This window comes from Dyella sp. C11 (genome assembly GCF_003121485.1).
GTDB lineage: Bacteria > Pseudomonadota > Gammaproteobacteria > Xanthomonadales > Rhodanobacteraceae > Dyella.
In genome coordinates, this window is record NZ_QAVX01000013.1 from 50,173 (window position 1) to 68,605 (window position 18,433).

18 protein-coding genes are annotated in these 18,433 nt (G+C 63.0%); 13 read left to right on the forward strand and 5 right to left on the reverse strand.

Annotated features, from left to right (window positions below; genetic code table 11):
- Nucleotides 1–28: 28 nt before the first annotated feature.
- Nucleotides 29–589, reverse strand: a complete 561-nt coding sequence (locus DK366_RS13190; protein WP_109126022.1) for a cytochrome P460 family protein — start codon at nucleotides 587–589, stop codon at nucleotides 29–31.
- Nucleotides 590–650: 61 nt separating this feature from the next.
- Nucleotides 651–1,043 (reverse strand): hypothetical protein, encoded by a 393-nt coding sequence (locus DK366_RS13195; protein ID WP_109126023.1) that lies wholly within the window; start codon nucleotides 1,041–1,043, stop codon nucleotides 651–653.
- A 236-nt stretch (nucleotides 1,044–1,279) separates the two neighbouring features.
- Between DK366_RS13195 and DK366_RS13200 the strand changes: the two genes are divergently transcribed.
- From DK366_RS13200 to DK366_RS21415, 7 genes are all read left to right on the forward strand, one after another.
- Complete coding sequence (locus tag DK366_RS13200) at nucleotides 1,280–4,342, forward strand: sensor histidine kinase (protein WP_109126024.1); 3,063 nt, start codon at nucleotides 1,280–1,282, stop codon at nucleotides 4,340–4,342.
- A gap of 1 nt (nucleotide 4,343) precedes the next feature.
- A complete protein-coding gene (locus tag DK366_RS13205) occupies nucleotides 4,344–4,985 on the forward strand; it encodes a response regulator transcription factor (RefSeq protein WP_232821035.1) in 642 nt (213 codons plus the stop codon).
- A gap of 88 nt (nucleotides 4,986–5,073) precedes the next feature.
- Nucleotides 5,074–6,333, forward strand: a complete 1,260-nt coding sequence (locus DK366_RS13210) for a SpoIIE family protein phosphatase (RefSeq protein ID WP_198651546.1) — start codon at nucleotides 5,074–5,076, stop codon at nucleotides 6,331–6,333.
- An 8-nt stretch (nucleotides 6,334–6,341) separates the two neighbouring features.
- Complete coding sequence (locus DK366_RS13215) at nucleotides 6,342–6,896, forward strand: SiaB family protein kinase (protein WP_109126027.1); 555 nt, start codon at nucleotides 6,342–6,344, stop codon at nucleotides 6,894–6,896.
- A gap of 1 nt (nucleotide 6,897) precedes the next feature.
- Nucleotides 6,898–7,302 (forward strand): DUF1987 domain-containing protein, encoded by a 405-nt coding sequence (locus DK366_RS13220; RefSeq protein WP_198651547.1) that lies wholly within the window; start codon nucleotides 6,898–6,900, stop codon nucleotides 7,300–7,302.
- Nucleotides 7,302–8,006, forward strand: coding sequence for a GGDEF domain-containing protein (locus tag DK366_RS13225; protein ID WP_109126028.1), 705 nt, complete (start codon nucleotides 7,302–7,304; stop codon nucleotides 8,004–8,006). The genes DK366_RS13220 and DK366_RS13225 overlap by 1 nt, the downstream gene beginning before the upstream one ends.
- Nucleotides 8,007–8,231: 225 nt before the next feature.
- Entirely contained in the window at nucleotides 8,232–8,486 is a 255-nt protein-coding gene (locus DK366_RS21415) for a hypothetical protein (protein WP_198651548.1), read from the forward strand.
- 165 nt (nucleotides 8,487–8,651) lie between these two features.
- On the opposite strand, the gene DK366_RS13235 is transcribed toward DK366_RS21415, so the two are convergent.
- Complete coding sequence (locus DK366_RS13235; protein ID WP_109126030.1) at nucleotides 8,652–9,266, reverse strand: nucleotidyltransferase family protein; 615 nt, start codon at nucleotides 9,264–9,266, stop codon at nucleotides 8,652–8,654.
- Nucleotides 9,263–10,438 carry an XdhC/CoxI family protein gene (locus DK366_RS13240; protein WP_157956526.1) on the reverse strand — a complete coding sequence of 392 codons (1,176 nt, stop codon included), beginning with the start codon at nucleotides 10,436–10,438 and terminating at the stop codon, nucleotides 9,263–9,265. Before DK366_RS13240 ends, DK366_RS13235 begins: the two co-directional genes overlap by 4 nt.
- A 160-nt stretch (nucleotides 10,439–10,598) precedes the next feature.
- On the opposite strand from DK366_RS13240, the gene DK366_RS13245 reads away from it, so the two are divergent.
- From DK366_RS13245 to DK366_RS13260, 4 genes are all read left to right on the forward strand, one after another.
- Nucleotides 10,599–11,078, forward strand: coding sequence for a (2Fe-2S)-binding protein (locus tag DK366_RS13245; RefSeq protein WP_109126032.1), 480 nt, complete (start codon nucleotides 10,599–10,601; stop codon nucleotides 11,076–11,078).
- A gap of 38 nt (nucleotides 11,079–11,116) precedes the next feature.
- Complete coding sequence (locus DK366_RS13250; protein ID WP_109126033.1) at nucleotides 11,117–13,381, forward strand: xanthine dehydrogenase family protein molybdopterin-binding subunit; 2,265 nt, start codon at nucleotides 11,117–11,119, stop codon at nucleotides 13,379–13,381.
- Entirely contained in the window at nucleotides 13,378–14,664 is a 1,287-nt protein-coding gene (locus DK366_RS13255; RefSeq protein WP_109126034.1) for a c-type cytochrome, read from the forward strand. The genes DK366_RS13250 and DK366_RS13255 overlap by 4 nt, the downstream gene beginning before the upstream one ends.
- 97 nt (nucleotides 14,665–14,761) lie before the next feature.
- A complete protein-coding gene (locus DK366_RS13260; protein WP_109126035.1) occupies nucleotides 14,762–15,709 on the forward strand; it encodes a cysteine synthase family protein in 948 nt (315 codons plus the stop codon).
- A 111-nt stretch (nucleotides 15,710–15,820) separates the two neighbouring features.
- Here the strand turns inward: DK366_RS13260 and DK366_RS13265 are convergent, their stop codons facing one another.
- Complete coding sequence (locus DK366_RS13265) at nucleotides 15,821–16,840, reverse strand: aldo/keto reductase (RefSeq protein ID WP_109126036.1); 1,020 nt, start codon at nucleotides 16,838–16,840, stop codon at nucleotides 15,821–15,823.
- Between the two features lie 99 nt (nucleotides 16,841–16,939).
- Here DK366_RS13265 and DK366_RS13270 point away from each other — a divergent pair, with 99 nt between their 5' ends.
- Entirely contained in the window at nucleotides 16,940–17,908 is a 969-nt protein-coding gene (locus DK366_RS13270) for a LysR substrate-binding domain-containing protein (RefSeq protein WP_109126037.1), read from the forward strand.
- A complete protein-coding gene (locus DK366_RS13275) occupies nucleotides 17,908–18,426 on the forward strand; it encodes a hypothetical protein (protein ID WP_109126038.1) in 519 nt (172 codons plus the stop codon). Before DK366_RS13270 ends, DK366_RS13275 begins: the two co-directional genes overlap by 1 nt.
- The last annotated feature ends 7 nt before the right edge of the window (nucleotides 18,427–18,433 follow it).

The window sequence follows — 18,433 nt, forward strand, 5'->3', positions numbered from 1 at the left end:
GTAACGGCGCTGGCGTGTACGCCACCGGTTACCGCTTGGCGAATTCGGTAAAAACGTAGTCGCGTCCCTTCACGATGGTGTGGCAGGCGTAACCGCACTGCGCATCGTTTCCTTGGGGCGGGTTGCTGGCCTGCGTGCCGGGCGAGAATGTGTCGGAAGCCTTGTCGCGATCGAACACGGCGTAGCCCCAGCCGCCGCTGTCCGCAAACCGCTTGCTGTCCTTCACCATGAAGTCGACGTCGTGCTGCGTGGCGGGCACGGTGGCAGCGGGGAAGGTTTCAAGCTTCTTGGTGTCCCAATGCACCTTGGCCATCCTGGAGCCGTCGGGGAACGGTTTGCCATTGCCGGGAATGCCCGAGCGGAAGGCTTCGATCATGGTGGGGTTGGCCACCACCACGGCAAGCAGGCCACCGTCCTCACTGACGGAGACCACCTGCCAACTCTCATAGCCCTTGAATTCAGAGAAGGCGAGGCCGCCCGGAACCTTCAAGGCGTACTTGTCCTGCGTCGACACGGCGAAGGCGACGCCGGCCAGCATGGCTGTCATCAACACCGTTCCTGCCATCAAGCCTAGGGTTGTGCGTTTCATGGCGGCTCCTGCCTTGCTGAAGGTGGTTGATTGGGTGCGGCGGCACTGCCTGCTGGCGGGATTACGGCGGCTCTCTGCGTCCGCTGGATGCCTCGGGGTCGTTGAGCACGACACTCTTGCGGCCGAACAGTCGTGCGTCGGCGGAGTACGCGCCCGGCCCAAGCAGGGCGAGCGCCAAGGCCACCGGAATGGAAATGCCCGCGCACGACCACGCTGCGCCACCGCTGTGGATCAAGGCATACGCACCCGCCAGGGCGCAGCAAGCTGCAATCACCGGCGTGGCCAATCCGATGATCAATGAGAAGCAGAGCGCCTCCAGCAACCAGGCCATCGCCGGAAACCGAGAGCGTGCGGACTGCGTTGCCAGGCACAACGCGAACGCCGCCGTGAGGCGCAGGCACAACAGGCCGATGCCTGGCAGGCCGACAGGAAACATGGAAAAAAGACGCTGCATGTGATCAGCGTAGACGCGCCGCGCATGTCCGACATCCCCAAGCGGAGCGAGGGCGACTCACTCATTAGTGGCATGACATACGGGCGTCCATCAGGCAGTAACCACCTGAGTGGTTGCAATTGGCCCGCGGTCGGCGAAGATCGCACGTCACAGGCAAATGGGAGGCGAAGACAGTGGTGTATCGCGAGGCAAGCACTTCACGCTTGCATCTCCGCCGATCCAGCGGGTTGTGCTGGATGGTTGCGCTTGTTCTATTCGCGTGGCTTGGCGCTGCCAGCATCACACACGCGGTGGATGCCGGCCGGCTGCTTTCCCAGTACGGGCACACCGGCTGGCGTTTGCAGGACGGCGAACTTCCCGCACCCGCCTATCCCATGACGCAGACGGCGGACGGCTATCTATGGATAGGCACGCAGGCAGGCGTGGTGCGATACGACGGCGCGCGCTTCGTACCATTGGATACGTTGACCGAGAGCCGGTTGGCCAGCCCCTTCGTCGTGGCGCTGCTCGCCGCGAGGGATGGCAGCCTCTGGATCGGCACGCAGGCGGGACTGAGTCGCTGGAAGGATGGAAAGCTCACTGACTATGCCGGCATCGACACCCCGGTGCTGTCGCTTGCGCAGGGTGATGACGGCAGGGTCTGGCTGCTTACGCTCAGCAAGGAAGCCAAGCCGCTATGCGAGGTTGCCGGTGCGGGCGTGATCTGCCATGGCAAACAGGATGGGCTCAATGCCGCGGGCATCTGTTGTGATCGCATGATCACCGACGGCAAGGGCACCTTCTGGATGGGCACCGATACAGCGCTGGTCCAATGGCGCGAACATGCACAGTCCAAAACCTATCCCATCGAGGCGAAGATCAAGGCGGGCACCCCGGGCAGCCTGATCCTGGCGCGTGAGCCAACCGGAGAAATTTGGGCCGGCCTGCCCATGACGGGTCCCGGCCTGGGTCTGCAACAACTGGTGGGCGAACAGTGGCGGTCGTTCCAGGCTTCCGCGTTGTCGGGAAGCGATCTGGCCGTGCAATCCATGTACCGCGATCGCTCGGGCGCATTGTGGGTGGGCACCATCGATCGCGGCATCTACCGAATCGCCTCCGGCCACGTGGATCACTTCGCCACCAAGGATGGCCTCACCAGCGACAGCATCTATTCCTTCTTCGAGGATCGGGAAGGGAACATGTGGGTCAGTACGTCGGCAGGCATCGATCGGTTCCGCGACTTTAAGGTCTGGACCTACACGACACGCGAGGGGCTGGGCGTGGACGAGGTGGACTCCGTGCTCGCCACCCGGGATGGCAGGATCTGGGCCGGCACAGCCAGTAGCCTGGACGTGCTCGATCATGGGGAAATTCATTCGCTTCGTTCAGGCAAGGAATTGCCGGGCACACAAGTCACGGCGCTCTTTGAGGACAGCGCGCAACGCGTGTGGGTTGGCATCGACGAAGGGCTCTGGATTTACGCGGACGGAAAATTTACTGCTGTCACCGATGGGGGTGGAAAGCCGCTCAAGGGCATGGCCTTCGCGATGGCGCAAGATGGCGATGGTGACGTGTGGGCGGTGATGCGCGGACATCCATCCAGGGTCGTTCGCATCCATGATGGCCAGGCGGTGCAGTCCCTGGCGCCACCTGAGTTTCCCTCGGCACGCTCGATGGCGTCGGATGCAGCGGGCCACATCTGGCTGGGCCTGCAGCACGGCGACCTGGTACAACTGGGTGCGACAGGGCCTCGCGTGACGACGGGCTTGAACACCACTGTGTTCGACATCGCCGTGGCAAAGGACGGCCTGGTCGCGGGAGGCACGGCAAAGGGCCTGATCGTTTTCAAGGATGGCTTGTTGCGCGTGCTTTCGGCCAAGGACGGCCTGCCTTGCGATGCCATCCATGGCGTGGTCGACGGCGAGGATGGGGCGCTGTGGCTGGCGATGCCGTGCGGCCTGGTCAGGGTCGGGCTCGCGGATATCGGGGATGCGCTGCATCATCCGACGCATGCGGTGAGTGCGAACGTGATCGACGTACTCGATGGTATGCATCCTGGTGCGGCGCCGTTCCAGAAGAAGATGGCCCGTGCACCCGATGGCTCGCTGTGGCTTGCCAATGGCGTCGCGCTGCAATCGTTCGAACCCCATGCAGCCAGCGCGACGAGCGCCTCGCTGCCCGTCCATGTGGAAGGTCTCGTAGCGGACAGGAATCACTATCCGCTGGCCGAGGGTCTGTCGCTTCCACCACTCACGCACGACGTGCAGCTGGATTACACGGCAACCGCCCTTGCCGTGCCCCAGCACGTTCGCTTCCGCTATCGCCTCGATGGGCGCGAAAAAACGTGGATCGATGCCGGCCAGCGACGCCAGGCCTTCTATACGGATCTACCGCCGGGCGCCTACCGTTTCCGCGTGGCGGCCAGCCTCGATGGCCATGCATGGGAAGAGGCTGCGCCACTGGCGTTCACCGTGAAGCCGGCGTTCTACCAGACCAGTCTTTTCATGCTGCTGGTCGTGGCGCTGATGGCCCTGTCGCTATGGATGCTGTTCGCCTGGCGCCTCGTGCACGTCAAGACGCAGATGCGCACCCTGTTCGATGAGCGGCATGCCGAACGCGAACGTATTGCGCGCGAATTGCACGACACCTTCCTGCAGGCGGTGCAGGGCCTGATGTTGCGATTCCAGTCCGCCATGGAGCGCATACCGCCGACGGAACCGGCGCGCGAACTGATGGAGCAGGCCCTCGACCACGCCGATGAAGTCATCATCGAGGGCCGCGACCGCGTCACCACGCTGCGGATGGGAGAGCCCAAGGCCGCCAACCTGGAAGACGCCATCCGCCAGGCCGGCGAGGATGGGGCACGCGACACCGCTACGGCGTTCCGGCTGACCGTGGAGGGTGCCCGTCGCCCGCTGGACCGAGCGGTGAGAGAGGAAATCCTGCGTCTGTCGAAGGAGGCCATCGCCAATGCCTTTGCCCATGCGCGCGCCAGTCACATCGACGTGAACGTGACCTACGGGCGGCGGCACCTGACGCTCAGCGTGGTCGACGACGGAACGGGTTTCGATGTCGATATGCTTTCAGGAAGCAGCCCCGTGGGGCACTGGGGCTTGCAAGGCATGCATGAGCGCGCCACGACCCTCCGTGCACGCCTTACCTTTTCCAGTCGGCCGGGCATCGGCACCGCGGTTGAGCTGCTGGTGCCGGCAGACATCGCCTTTCGTGATGCACCAGGGCCATGGCGTCGATGGCGCGAACTCGTGGGTATGATGTTCACCGGCCGCCGGGTACGTTCACTTGACCGCGATGAGGCATGACGTGTCAAAGCCGCTCGGCAACCCAGGCGTGATCACCGTGCTCGTGGTCGACGATCACCCGCTGTTGCGCGACGGCGTGGCCTTTGCGCTGTCCGGGGAGACGGACATGCGCATTGTTGCGAATGCCGCCGATGGCCGGTCGGCCATTGATGCCTTTCGCGAGCATCGCCCTGACGTCACCCTGATGGATCTGCAATTGCCTGACATGAGTGGCATCGACGCCATGTGTGCGATCCGCGCGGAATTTCCGGGTGCATGCATTCTTGTTTTGACGACTTACCGGGGCGACGTTCAGGTCACCAATGCCATCAGGCAGGGTGCCAGCGGATTTCTGCTCAAGGCTTCGCTGAGAAAGGAATTGCGCGATGCCATCAGGGCAGTCAGGGCAGGGCGCCGCGTCATGTCTCCCGCTGCGGCGTCGGACCTGGTCGAGTACATGGGCGGGGACATGCTCTCCGAACGGGAACTGCAGGTCCTGACTCGCGTGGCTCAAGGCTTGAGCAACAAGAAGATTGGTACCGAGCTGGGTGTGAGCGAAGACACCATCAAGTCGCACATGAAGAGCATCCTCTCCAAGCTGGACGCCAGCGACCGCACCCACGCCGTGGTGACCGCAGTAAGGCGCGGCATTATCCAGCTATAGCAGGCTGCTTCTTGCCGTGTTGCGCTTTTCAGCCAGCATCGCGCTGCGCGGCCTGTCATCAATTCGTCATCAAACCTTTTGATGCTATTTGCAGCAAGGGGGCGGAATGGCGACTTCATCACACATCACTCCGATCATTCGGGGTTACGGGCCAGCTGAGATGCAGTGCGCCGCAATCCTCTGCCGCCCGGTACCCACGGTCGCCTCGTCGGACACCAACGCGACCGTACGCGACCTGTTCGACCAGCATCGGGAGTTGATCAGCCTCCCGGTGGTCGATGGCACGCGCGTGCGCGGGCTTATCAAGCGGCACACGTTCCAGTCCGAAATGGCCAAGCCATTCCGGCAGGAGCTGCATGAACACAAGAGCTGCGTGGCCTTCATGGACCTGCAGCCGCTGATCATCGAAGCGGATACATCGATTGAGCGCACGGCAAAACTGGTAGCCGACAGCCAGACAAATGCGCTCGCCGACGGATTCCTCGTGGTACGCGACAACGAATTCCTCGGCATCGGCTTCGGCCTGGACCTCATGGGCAGGGTCGCCGACCTGCAGGAGGCCAAGAATCGCCAGATCATGCAAAGCATCGACTACGCGAGCGTCATTCAGCGCGCGATGCTGCAGACCTCGCAGGAAGTCCTGAAGGCGGAGCTGCCGGATTCGGCGATTGTGTGGCAGCCGCGAGATACGGTCGGCGGGGATTTTTTCCAGTGTGCCAAATTCGACCATGGTGTCTTCATTGCGATGGCGGACTGCACCGGGCATGGCGTGCCCGGCGCCTTCATGACGCTGATCTCCTCGTCGTGGCTGGCCCAGGCGCTGGAGCGCGACGGGCCGGCCGATCCCGCTCAGTTGCTCGGCACGCTTAACCACAAGATCAAGCAATCACTTGGACAGATCGGCTCGCGGACTGTGGGCGAACAATCCGACGATGGACTGGATGCCTTGTTCATGTGGGTCAATCTCAGGGACCGCCTGGTGACCTATGCGGGTGCACGCATGCCACTGCATGTGCTTTCGGCGGGGGCGGCGACGGCCGCCACGCACGAAACGGATCGGGTCGGCGTCGGTTACGTCGCCACGCCTATCGACCATCGTTGGATGAACCGCACATTGCCGCTGCAGCAGGGCGACCTGTTGTATGCAGCCACTGATGGCCTGACCGACCAGATCGGCGGCCCCCGAAACATAAGCTTCGGCAAGCGTCGCCTGCGCCAGCTGCTGCACGATGGCCGTGACATGCCGGCGCCTGCACAGGCAGCCGCGATCATGCAGGCGCATGTCGAGTATCAGGGGCAACATCGACGTCGTGACGACGTTTCCCTTATCTGCCTGCGAGTACCCTGAGAAACCACATGAACCATTCCGAGTACCGCATATTTTCGGACTTTGTCAAAGAGCGAAAGATCGTCTTCTACTACTACGGCTACTTCTCCCAGACCATCGTTTCCGCCATGGCTGAAACGATCAAGTTGAGCATGAAGCAGGCGGACACCACCGCCGCGGTCAAGCGCAAGCTTTTTTCGTGTTTTGTGGAGATGGCCCAGAACATCATTCACTATTCGTCCGAGGCGCTCACTCCGGTGACGCAGGACGATGCTGAAGTCCGCCAGGGTTCGGTCTGCATCGGCCAAACCGAGGATCGCTTCTACCTGATGTGTTCCAATCGCGTGGCCGCCCATGACATCGGACCGTTGCGTGAAAAGCTCGAACCGCTCAAGACCATGACGCTGGAAGAGATCAAGCGCGCCTACCAGGACACGCTGCGCGCGGAGCAGCCGGAGGGGAGCAAAGGGGCGGGCCTCGGGTTCCTCACGGTCGCACGCGATGCCAGCAAGCCGCTGGAATTCGAGTTCGCACCCCTCGAAAATCACGATGACATGATTTTCTATCTAAAAGTGACTGTCTGACATGAGCAATGCAACGATGGAAAATCTGTACCTTGCGGCAACGGCGGACTCCCCCGAGGTCGACTTTCGCTTCGATACGAACGAACTCACCCTGAAGGGCGAGTCGTATCCGGAGAACGCCGCTGCGTTCTATGGCAGCATCATCAAGCAGCTGCATGACTATCTGGCCAGCTGCGACGAAGGCACCACGATCTCGGTGAACGTTGCGCTGATCTACTTCAACAGCTCCAGCACCAAGATGCTGTTCGCTTTCTTCGATGCACTGAACAGTGCGGCCGAACGTGGCGTGCATGTCGTGCTGAACTGGCATTACGACCCGGAGGACGACACCATCGCGGACTTCGGCAGTGAGTTGCGTGACGATTTCAGTGCGCTCGAATTCCGTGACTTGCCAACTTCCGAGTGATGGGCGAGCACGATCTCTTTGAAGCCGAAGAACTGGCGCTGCGTGCTGCCGCAGACACGCATGCCCTGGAATCGCTCGATGCCAAGAGCTATCGCGATGCACTGGGTACGCTCATTACCCGGTTTCGTCGGCTGGTGCGCGAAACCCGGCGCGTCATCATGCATAGCGACCGGCAGGAGCGCGAACTCAACGCACTCAACGCCAGGTTGACCCAGCTCGCCGCCGAGCTCGACCACAAGGCGAGGCACGACTCTTTGACCGGTGCCTTCAATCGGCGAGCTGTCATCGAACTCGTCGAGGCGCACCTGCGCAGCGATGGGATTGCACTGATCGTGCTGGATATCGATCATTTCAAGCGCATCAATGATGAGCATGGGCATCCGGCCGGCGACGCGGTCATCGTGGAACTGGTTGCGCGTTTGCGGAACATCACGCCTGAGCCTGTTGAGATCGGCCGCGTCGGCGGCGAAGAGTTCACCGTGGTGTTGCCGCGCATGGAGCTGCATGCCGCTGCTGCACTGGCAGAGCGCATGCGTGCACAAGTGGCTGCAACGCCGTTCGACGCGCCCGTCGGCCGCATCGTAACGGCGAGCTTCGGGGTCAGCTTTACGCCCGGTGGCGGTACGTTCACTGAAGCGTATTGCAGCGCAGACGCCGCCCTGTACGAAGCAAAACGCAGCGGCAGGAATTCCGTCGCTTTTTGAGGCGGCCGCCGGGCGAATCTTTCGGGGTGGACGGCGGGTGGCGATAGCGCGCACCTGATGAATGGAACGCCGTTGGTATTTGTGCGTCCCAGGGACTGCTCGGACACGAGCGCCAGCAACGTGTGCGTCAGGCGCGAGGCGCATCCCACAAAAAAGGTAGAGGCGATGAACTGCTTTGCGTGCAACAGGTCCGGCGAGACTCTTCGCGAGCCGTCGATCGAGGACATGGCCGCCTTGCTTGAATCGCTTCGTCTCGCCAGCAATGAACACCCCGATGTGTCACTGACCCATGAATCCGGGTGGTCCATCAGTGCCTTCCGATCGGGCATTGTCTGGCTCGAAAACATCGAGACGGGAGATGGTCCGTGGCACATGCGCGGCTTGTCGTTCGTCAGCATGTTGGAACTTTGGGTAAAGCTGGCCGAGGGACACATCGAGAGCCTGCTAAGCCTGGCATGGGTGCCTGGATACGCGGGATAGCCCTGTTCGCCGACATCGGGGCGGAGCGCCTGGCCCGGCCTATTGCAGTGAATCAAGTGTCTTGCGGGCTTCGTGAGGTCGCCTTGTTAGAGGGCTTTTCGGCAGGTGTTTTCGGTGATGTTATCGGGCGGTGCCTGCGACTTTGCGTGGTTGCTCCGGCGTCGTTCAAGAGGTCGGATTACCGGTTTTCCATGCGATGTAGTCCGATGGCGTATCAATATCCGTGAATGCCGCAGGTAGCGTGAAGCCATCGACCATGTCTGCATGGTGCTCCAGGAGGTGCCGGGCGCCAGCGTGGCCATCCAGTGCGATGAGTTCGTCTCGATAGCGCTGCGGAAAGATGCACGGCGGCCCGAGGGTTTCCTCGTTCGCGCAGGCAACGATGCGGTCGGGAGCCTGGGTGTGCGCAGCGATCATCGCCTGCAAATCAGCGACGCGTATGCCTGGCTGATCCCCCAGAAGGACCATGATCGAGTCCAGCGTCGGCTCAATTGAAACGATCGCGCGAACACCGATGGACAGCGAGCTGCCCATGCCGGTGATCCACGATGGATTGGCAGCCACGTGTACGCCGAGACCATCCAGGGCGGCAGTGACACGATTGCCCTCAAAGCCGATGACGACCATTACTGTTGTCAGGCCGGCCCCCATGGCTCGCCTGGCAATCGACCGCACCATGGGCTCGCCATCGATATCCAGCAACTGTTTCGGGCTGCCAAAGCGTGTGCTGCTTCCTGCCGCGAGAATGACGGCGCCAAGACGGACGGGCGGCGACGTCATGGATGGATGGCGTTTCGCGAATGAACCAGCGGGCCACCCATCCTTTTGTTGCGCACGGCAAGGATTTCCGCGGCGATGGCCAAGGCTATCTCCTGTGGCGTCTCGGACCCCACATCAAGACCTGCCGGAGCGTGCACTCGTGCCTCTTCTCCGGGAAGCGCGGAAAGAATGGCCTGTGCGCGACTCCGTGAGCCAATCACGCCTATGTAGTTTGCCGACGATTTGACGACGGCATTCACGTACGCGATGTCGCGATCCAGGCGGTGCGTCATCACAACCACTGAGGTCAGGGAATCCAGTGGAACGCTGGACAGCAGCATGTCGGGTGTCGCCGACATGAAGCGCGCACCTGCATGCGCGACCTCGGTCGCGCTGGATGGATTTACCAGCGTCGTCCGCCAGCCCAGCTGCATGGAAAGCTGGACCAGCGCACTGGCGCCAATGCCATCACCGATGACGACAAGTGCGTGTGGCGGCTGCAGGTATTCCAGCAGCACGTCTCGGCGATGCCCTTCGAGTTCCACTTGCTGGGCGACTGCCGCGGTTGACGTGCCCGCCGAAAGAAGCGTCGACAGGATCTGCCGCTCGACCGTGCTGCGTCCGATATTGGTCCAGGTCTTTCCACCGCCATGAACAAGGCGGCGTGGTCGTTCCGATGCCAGGCCGCCATCGGCAGTGAATAACGAAGCCATGGCGCCTTGCGTGCGTCGGGATCGAAGTTCCTCGATGGCGTAGAGGAATGCAATGTCATCAGGGCGGCGCCAGGGCTCGATGAGTACCTCAAGCTCACCGCCGCAGCCCGTTTCAAGCATCACATCAAAGTTGCTTTCCCGGCCGTAGTTGATGACTGCCGGCTCATCGCACGCCATGGCCTGTTGCGAGCGCAGGACGATGTCGCGCTGGGGGCAGCCACCGGAGAGTTCGCAGACCAATCGGCCGTCCTGGTGCACGAGCATGCTTGCGCCTGCCCGTCGAAAGGTCGAGCCGGTCGTGCGGGTAATGGTGATCAGCGCCGCCTCGGCGGTTTCGCCAGAGAGATTCAATGCCAGGGCGGCATGGAATAGGGGGTCGAATTCCTGGGCGACGTTCATGCGCACAGTCGGCCACGGATCACGTCTATGCGTCGTTAATTCAGGCCTCGCTTTTTGATCTGCGCAAAGCGTTTCATGCAAAAAGGAGCATATCCGGCAACTTCAGGGCCACCCCTTCACCTCTCTTTTCGCCGGCCCAGAGGAAGATTTCCCTCGTTCCTTGGGTCGCCGCGGGGCCTGTGCTCCGGGCTGCAGCCACGACCGCTTCGCTCCACTTGCCTGATTCGCCGGGGAGAACTCGATGATCGTCCTTTCCATCAATGGCCAGGACACGCCTGTGGATGTCCCCGATGACATGCCACTGTTGTGGGTGCTGCGTGACGTGCTGGGGCTCTATGGCACCAAGTTCGGCTGCGGCATGGCCCAGTGCGGCGCCTGCACCGTGCACCTGGACGATCAGCCGGTGCGTTCGTGCGTGCTTCCCGTTGCCGGCGCGGCGGGCAAGAAGATCGTCACCATCGAAGGGCTCAGCACTACCGATCTGGGCAAGCGCGTGCAGCAGGCCTGGCTGGGCATCGAAGTGGCGCAGTGCGGCTACTGCCAGACGGGACAGATCATGTCAGCGGCCGCGTTGCTGGCGCAAAAACCTGCGCCCACCGACGAGGACATCGACACCGCCATGGCCGGCAACCTTTGTCGTTGCGGCACGTACGTGCGCATTCGCGCGGCGATCAAGCAGGCGGCCACTGGTCATGCCGAGTTGCCACAGACCACCGCCTGACAGCAGCTGCAGGCAACACCGCCACCGGGGAGTCGATCATGATTGTTCGTTTTGATCCCGCACACGACGAAGCGGACCTGATCAACCCGTCGCGCCGAGAGCTGATGCGGCGTGGCGGTCTCGTGGTGGCCTTCATGTGGCTGGGTGGCGCCAGCCGCGTGTGGGGGTTGCCCGAGGGCGCGCGACTGGACGCCGGGCATCCGCAATTTGCGCCCAACGCCTTCGTGCGCGTGGGCACGGATGGCAGCGTGCAGTTGGTGATGCCGTGCGTCGAGATGGGGCAGGGTGCGTATACGGGGCAGGCGACGCTGCTGGCTGAGGAGCTCGATGTCGGGCTGGACCAGATCAGCGTCGAACACGCGCCAGCCAATCGCGCGCTGTATTCCAACACGTTGCTGGGCGAGCAGGCGACCGGCGGATCGACCACGATGCGGTTTTGCTGGACCAGTTTGCGCCAGGCTGGTGCCGCCGCACGCACCATGCTGGTGGCGGCAGCCGCTCATCGACTGAAAGTGGACCCGGCGCAGTGCACGACCTCGCGTGGCGTGATCACGCATGCTCCCAGCGGTCGCACGTTGCACTACGGCGATGTCGCGGACGATGCGGCGAAAGTCATGCCGCCGGCCAAGCCCGCCCTGAAAGACCCCAAGGATTTCCAGCTGGTCGGCAAGCCGCTGCGTCGCGTGGACACCGCGCAGAAAGTGGATGGCACCCTTCCTTTTGGCATCGATATCCGCGTGCCAGGCATGAAGGTGGCGACGGTGCGCGCGAGCCCCACCTTCGGCGGCATGCTGGCGTCGGTCGATGACACGCAGGCGCTGGCCGTGCCTGGCGTGATCAAGGTGGTGCGGCTCGACAACGCTGTCGCGGTGATCGGCGAGCACTACTGGGCGGCCAAGAAAGGCATGGACGCTTTGCGCATCGAGTGGCGTCCCGGTGCCAACGGCGACTTTTCCACCGAGCAACTGTTCAAGGATCTGGCGCAGGCATCGGAGCACGGCACACCCATACTTGCGCGACAGGTGGGCGATGTCGGCAAGGTGCAGGGCAAGGTGATATCCGCCACCTATCAGCTGCCGCTGCTTGCGCATGCCACCATGGAGCCGATCAACACCACCGTGCACGTGCGGCCCGATGGTTGCGACATCTGGGTCGGCACCCAGGTGCCTGCGCGTTGCGTCGATGTGGCCATGAAGGTCACTGGTCTTCCGGCCGAGCGCATCCAGGTGCACAACCAGTACCTGGGTGGCGGCTTCGGTCGTCGCCTGTTCGAGGATTCCGTCGAGCAGGCCGTGGCCATCGGCAAGCAGGTGGACTATCCGGTCAAGATCATCTGGGCGCGCGAGGAAGACATTGCGCAGGATCGTTACCGGCCTGCGTACTACGACCGCATTTCCGCAACGCTGGATGATCACGGCCGTCCCATCGCGTGGACGCATCGCACCACCGGCGCTTCGGTCATGGCCACCTTCGCGCCTCCCGCCATGGGCAAGAACGGATTGGACCCCGATGCCGTGGAGGGCGCCGCCGAGCCGCCCTATGAGCTGCCCAACCTGCACGTGGATTGGGTGCGGCATGACATGCCCAACGGCTTGCCTATTGGATGGTGGCGCGGTGTGGGTCCTACGCACAACGTATTCGTGGTGGAGAGTTTCGTCGATGAGCTGGCGCACACCGCCGGCAAGGATCCGCTGCAGTTCCGGCGGGACATGCTGGGTGACAACCCGCGTGCACGCGCCGTACTGGAACTGGCGGCCGAAAAGGCGGGCTGGGGCAAGGCAACGCTTGGTGCACGACAGGGTCGTGGCATCGCGCTCGCTGCACCGTTCGGCAGTTATCTGTGCGTGATCACCGACGTCGAGGTGTCGCCACAGGGAGAAATCAGCTTGCGGCGCGCGGTGGCTGCCGTCGACTGCGGCACGGTCATCAATCCCAACACGGTCGAGGCGCAGGTCCAGGGCGGCCTGGTCTTTGGCTGGAGCGCTGCGCTCTATAGCGGCATCACCCTCAAGCACGGTGCCGTGGAGCAGCGCAACTTCAACGACTACCGCGTGCTTCGCCTCAACCAGACGCCGCCGATTGAAGTGCACCTGGTGGCCAGCAATGAGACGCCCGGAGGCATTGGCGAAACCGGCACCGTCATGGCGATGCCCAGCCTGACCAACGCCATCTTCGCGGCCACGGGCGTGCGCGTGCGCACGCTGCCCATCGACCGCTCGCTGCTCGTGCAGGACAAACACGCGCTGCAATCGGCCGTGGCTGCCGCCTATGTGCCCGCAGCGCCATGGGAGACACCCGCATGAAGATCTGGCGCACTTTGGCGATCATCGTCGGCGTGGTTTTCGTGGGCGGCATCGCGTTCACGGCGTACGCACTGCTTACCGTCACACACGGCGGCGACGAACACGCGACGCAGCCCGTCGCGGCAGGTACGCCCGCGGACTTGCCGGCGCAGATAACGCGTGGCGAATATCTTGCGCGCGCCGCCGACTGCGCGGCATGCCACACGACGCCCGAAGGGCGTGCCTTTGCGGGCGGCGTGCCGTTCAAGCTGCCGTTCGGCACCATCTATTCGTCCAATATCACCGCCGACAAGGAAACCGGCATCGGCGACTGGAGTGATGATGATTTCGTCCGCGCCCTGCATGCGGGCGTGGACAAGGAAGGGCGGCCGTTGTACCCGGCGTTTCCGTTTACCTCGTACACCGCGCTGAGTCGCGATGACATCCTTGCCATCAAGGCGTATCTCTTCAGCCTTCCCGTGGTGCACCAGAGCGCGCGCCCCAACGATCTGTCGTTCCCGTTCAACCAGCGCTGGGGGCTTAGCCTGTGGAACGCGGTGTTCCTCAAGAAGGAGCGCTTCCAGCCTGAGCCCGGCAAGTCGGATGCCTACAATCGCGGCGCCTACCTCGCCACGGCGCTGGGTCACTGCGGCGAATGCCACACGCCGCGCAACGTTGCCTTCGCGATGGATGGCGGCAAGGCGCTGGCCGGTGCGCCGGTCGATGGATGGAATGCCTACAACATCACCTCCGACAAGGATCATGGCATCGGCGCCTGGAGCGACCAGGAGTTGACGGATTACTTTTCCAAGGGGCATGCAGCCGGCCGTGGAACGGCGTCCGGCCCGATGGGCGAAGTGGTGGGCCTGAGCCTGCAGTACCTCACGCCATCCGACCTGGCCGCCCTTGTGGCCTACCTGCGCGATGTGAAGCCACAGCAAGGTGGTGACGTGACGCCAAACGGTCACGACGCATCGATGCCTGGCGCAAATACGGCCAGCCTCGGCAAGCAGCTGTTCGATGGCGCCTGCGCCGGCTGCCACACCGATGCCGGGCAGGGGCGCCAGACCGATTACGCCACGCTGATGGGCTTGCGTTCGGTGCGCGATCCGCATGCCACCAACCTCACGCAGATCATCCTCAACGGATCATCGTTGAAAGTTCATGGGCAAGAGGTGTTCATGCCTTCCTTCGGGCGTTCGTATTCCGATGCGGAAGTGGCCGCGCTGTCGAACTACGTCACGAGCCATTTCGGAGGGCAGCAAGGCACGCTCAGTGCATCGGACATTGCCGGCCGCCGTTGACGTCACCCATGTGATGGGTCAAGTGTCCTGGTGCGCGTACGACGCTGCACTGCGGTGCGGCGTGCCACACTGGCATCTGGCATGAATGGATCAAACGATGAGCCAGGACATCCTCCAGCAGATCGGCGGCACGCCGCTGGTGCGCCTTCGACGAATCGGAAGCCGATTGCCCTGCGAGATCTGGGTGAAGTGCGAGCATCTGAATCCGGGTGGCTCGATCAAGGACCGCATCGCGCTGGCCATTGTCGATGACGCGGAAGCACGCGGGGTGTTGCGCCCGGGCATGACGTTGATCGAGGGCACGGCGGGCAATACGGGTGCTGGCCTGGCGTTGGTGGCGGCGGCTCGCGGCTGCCGGCTTGTCTGTGTGATGCCCGAGAAAATGTCCATCGACAAACGCAGCACGCTGGCGGCGCTTGGCGTAGAAGTGATCATTACGCCGAACGCGCCGCCATCGAGCCCCGATAATTTCCGCAACGTTGCCGAACGTCTTTCTCGCGAAAACGGCTGGTTCCTGACGGACCAGTTCCGCAATCCCGCCAACGTCCGCATTCACCAGGAAACGACCGCAAAGGAAATTCTCGAACAGACGGGTGGAAGCATCGGCGCTTTTGTGGCGGGTGCCGGCACGGGTGGCAGCAGTTCCGGCGTTGGCCGGCGACTCAAGGCGCACCACAAGGACATTCGGGTCGTGCTGGCCGATCCCGTGGGGTCGGCTCTGGCGGCGTGGGTTGAAACAGGCTCGCCTGGCCCTGACGGATCGTACGCCGTGGAAGGCATAGGCGCGGCCGAGCCGCCACTTAACCTGCATCGCGACGTGATCGACAGCGTCGAGCGCATTTCCGATGACGAAAGCTTTGAGGTGACTCGTCGATTGATTCGGGAGGAGGGCCTTCTTGTGGGCGGATCATCCGGCACCAACGTGGCAGCGGCGATGCGCGTGGCAGCGAGCGGCCAGGTGAGCGGGCCGATCGTCACCGTCCTTCCGGACAGCTGGGACAGGTACCGGTCGAAAGCATGGATGCAGGCACCATGGCCCAATTGATGCTGTCTTGCGTTGCGTCGGGGCACCGTCTGCCGACGCGAGCCATGCTCCTCTTGAGCATGGCTCGCCTTCATGGGGAAGCTTCGGCAGTCAACGTGCTCCCCGTGTGCCTTAGCGGTGATCGATCGGCAGCGGAGCGTCAGGCGCGACGAGACCCTGTTCGCGCAGATCGACCCAGAAGGCCGCTGGAATGACCTCCGACATGGCAAGGCGGTCTTCCAGGATGCGCTCGGGCTTGCTTGCGCCCGGGATAACAGCGGCAACGGCAGGGTTGGCCAGGACGAACTGAAGCGCGGCCGCCTTGATGCTGACGTTGTGCTTCTGTGCCACTGCCTTGATGCGTTCCACCTTGGCGATGATCTCGGCCGAAGCCTGCCGATACTCAAAGTGCGCGCCACCGGCGAGAATGCCTGAGCTATACGGTCCGCCGACGACGATTTCCACGTTCTGTGCCGCGGCGGCCGGCATCAGTCGCTGAAGGGCGCGTTCGTGGTCCAGCAGCGAGTAGCGGCCCGCGAGCAGGAAACCGTCGGGCTTGGCTTCGTCCAGGTCGAGCGTGATTTCCAGCGGTTCCACGCGATTCACGCCCAGGCCCCAGCCTTTGATGACGCCCTCGTCGCGCAGTCGGGTCAGCGCGCGAAACGCTCCCTTGCGTGCCTCTTCGAAACGGGCGAGCCACTCATCGCCGTAGAAATCCTGTGCGATGTCATGAACCCAGACGATGTCCAGGCGGTCCGTGCCCAGTCGCTTCAGGCTGTCTTCGATGGAGCGCAGCGTGCCGTCCACCGAGTAGTCGTTGATGACCCTGTTCTTTCGGCCGTGCTGAAACAGCGTGCCTTTCTCGCCAAAGGCCTGCGGGCCGGCGATCACTTCGTCAAGCACGATGCGGCCCACCTTGGTGCTGATGGCGTAGTCGTCACGCTTGCGGCCGGCCAGGGCCTGGCCCAGTCGAATTTCGGCCAGGCCGGCTCCATAAAACGGCGCAGTGTCGAAAAAGCGAACACCTTGATCCCAGGCGGCCTGCACCGTGGCGGCGGCCTCTTCGTCAGGGATGTTGCGGAACATGTTGCCGAGCGGTGCCGTGCCAAAACCGAGGACGGCGCCGGCGGGAAGTTTATCCTTGATGCTCAATGCGGGCTCCAGATGGTGGGGGAATGGAGCGAGTCTAGGGTGGCCAGTTAAGTCTGTCCAAGACATAATATGGCTAAGTTAAGTCCTTCGAGGTCTGTCATGCTGGACATTCGCCAGCTCAATTATTTCGTCGCCGTGGCCGAGGAAGAGCACGTCGGCCGAGCGGCGGAGCGCCTGCATATTTCGCAATCGCCGCTCAGTCGCCAGATTGCGCAGCTCGAGGAAAAGCTGGGCCTCACCCTGTTCGAGCGCAGCCAGCAGCGCATCAAGCTCACGCCTGACGGGAGGATCTTCCTCGCCGAAGCGCAGGCCTTCCTGGCGCACGCCAAGCGCCTGGAGTCCATGGCTCGGCGCCTGGGTCGCGGCGATGAGGGCGGCCTGTGCATCGGCTACCTGGAGAACGCCATGCATTCGGGCGTGCTTCCCAACGCGTTGCGCGAATTGCAGCGGGAACGGCCGGCCGTGCATATCGCCCTCTACAGTTATTCCAACGCGGCGCAACTGGAGGGGCTGCGCCAACGCAGCCTTGATGTGGCGCTGATCTGTGAGCCGGTGGCAGTGGATGATCCCGAACTTGAATCCTCGCAGGTGCTGAGTGATCCCATGTTGCTCGCCGTGCCGGTGGATCATCCGCTGGCCGGGGCGCCGTCATTGACGCCGCAGGACCTGGCAGCACAAAAATGGATTGGCGTGATGCACAAGGAAGGCGCCCTCAGGCACGACAACTTCATTTCCGCCTGTGCCAAGGCGGGCTTTGTGCCAGACATCACCATGGAAGCAACCGAACCTCTTGCGGCGCTCGGCCTGGTTGCAGCAGGCCTTGGCGTGACGATGGTCCAGACGAGCCTGCGTGAACAGGCGCCGGAAGGCGTGGTGCTTCGCGAGGTGCCCTGGATGAGTTATCGCACCGCCCTGTGGGTTGCATGGCATAAGGTGGCCTTGCGTCCCGTGGTCACGCATTTTCGCGAACTGTTGCAGCGATCCCGCATGATCGTACCTTCCACGCCAGCATCCAAGATCACGAGCATGCGGGCCACTGACAAGTCGCGCCGGGTGAGGGCACGCTGATGGTGTCGCGCGCGCTCTCCGTTTGCGAAGGCGCATTTGCCACCATCGCGGCGCTGCTCGTTTCGTGCCAGGCGTGCGCTGGCAACGAATATGTCAACGCCACGTTTTGTTATCGCATCGTGCAACCGGAGGCGGTGTCGCATGTCACCGTCAATCACGATGGCAGCGGTATCGCCATGGATGTGGGGCATCCGTGTGAGCCGCACGCCTGTGCACGACTTTCGATTTCCGCCAGCTACACATGGGGTGCCGACAAGGCATCCGATGCATACCGCGATGCGTTGAAGCAGGGCTGGGTGTTGAAGGCAACCGAAGAAAAGCGCATGCCGGGCGCGGTATGGGTGGAGCACCTGATGAATCGTGGCGACGGCTGGCTGGACCTGTATGAAACCTCCCGGCGCGAGGATCAGGCGCGCTACGCATTGCGGGTGCAGTTTGCGACGGCACAAAGTGTTGCTGCCCGCCGGGCCGCGCTGGAAGTACTGGATTCCTGGCGGTGGCTAAGCACCTGCCGTTGACCGTGGG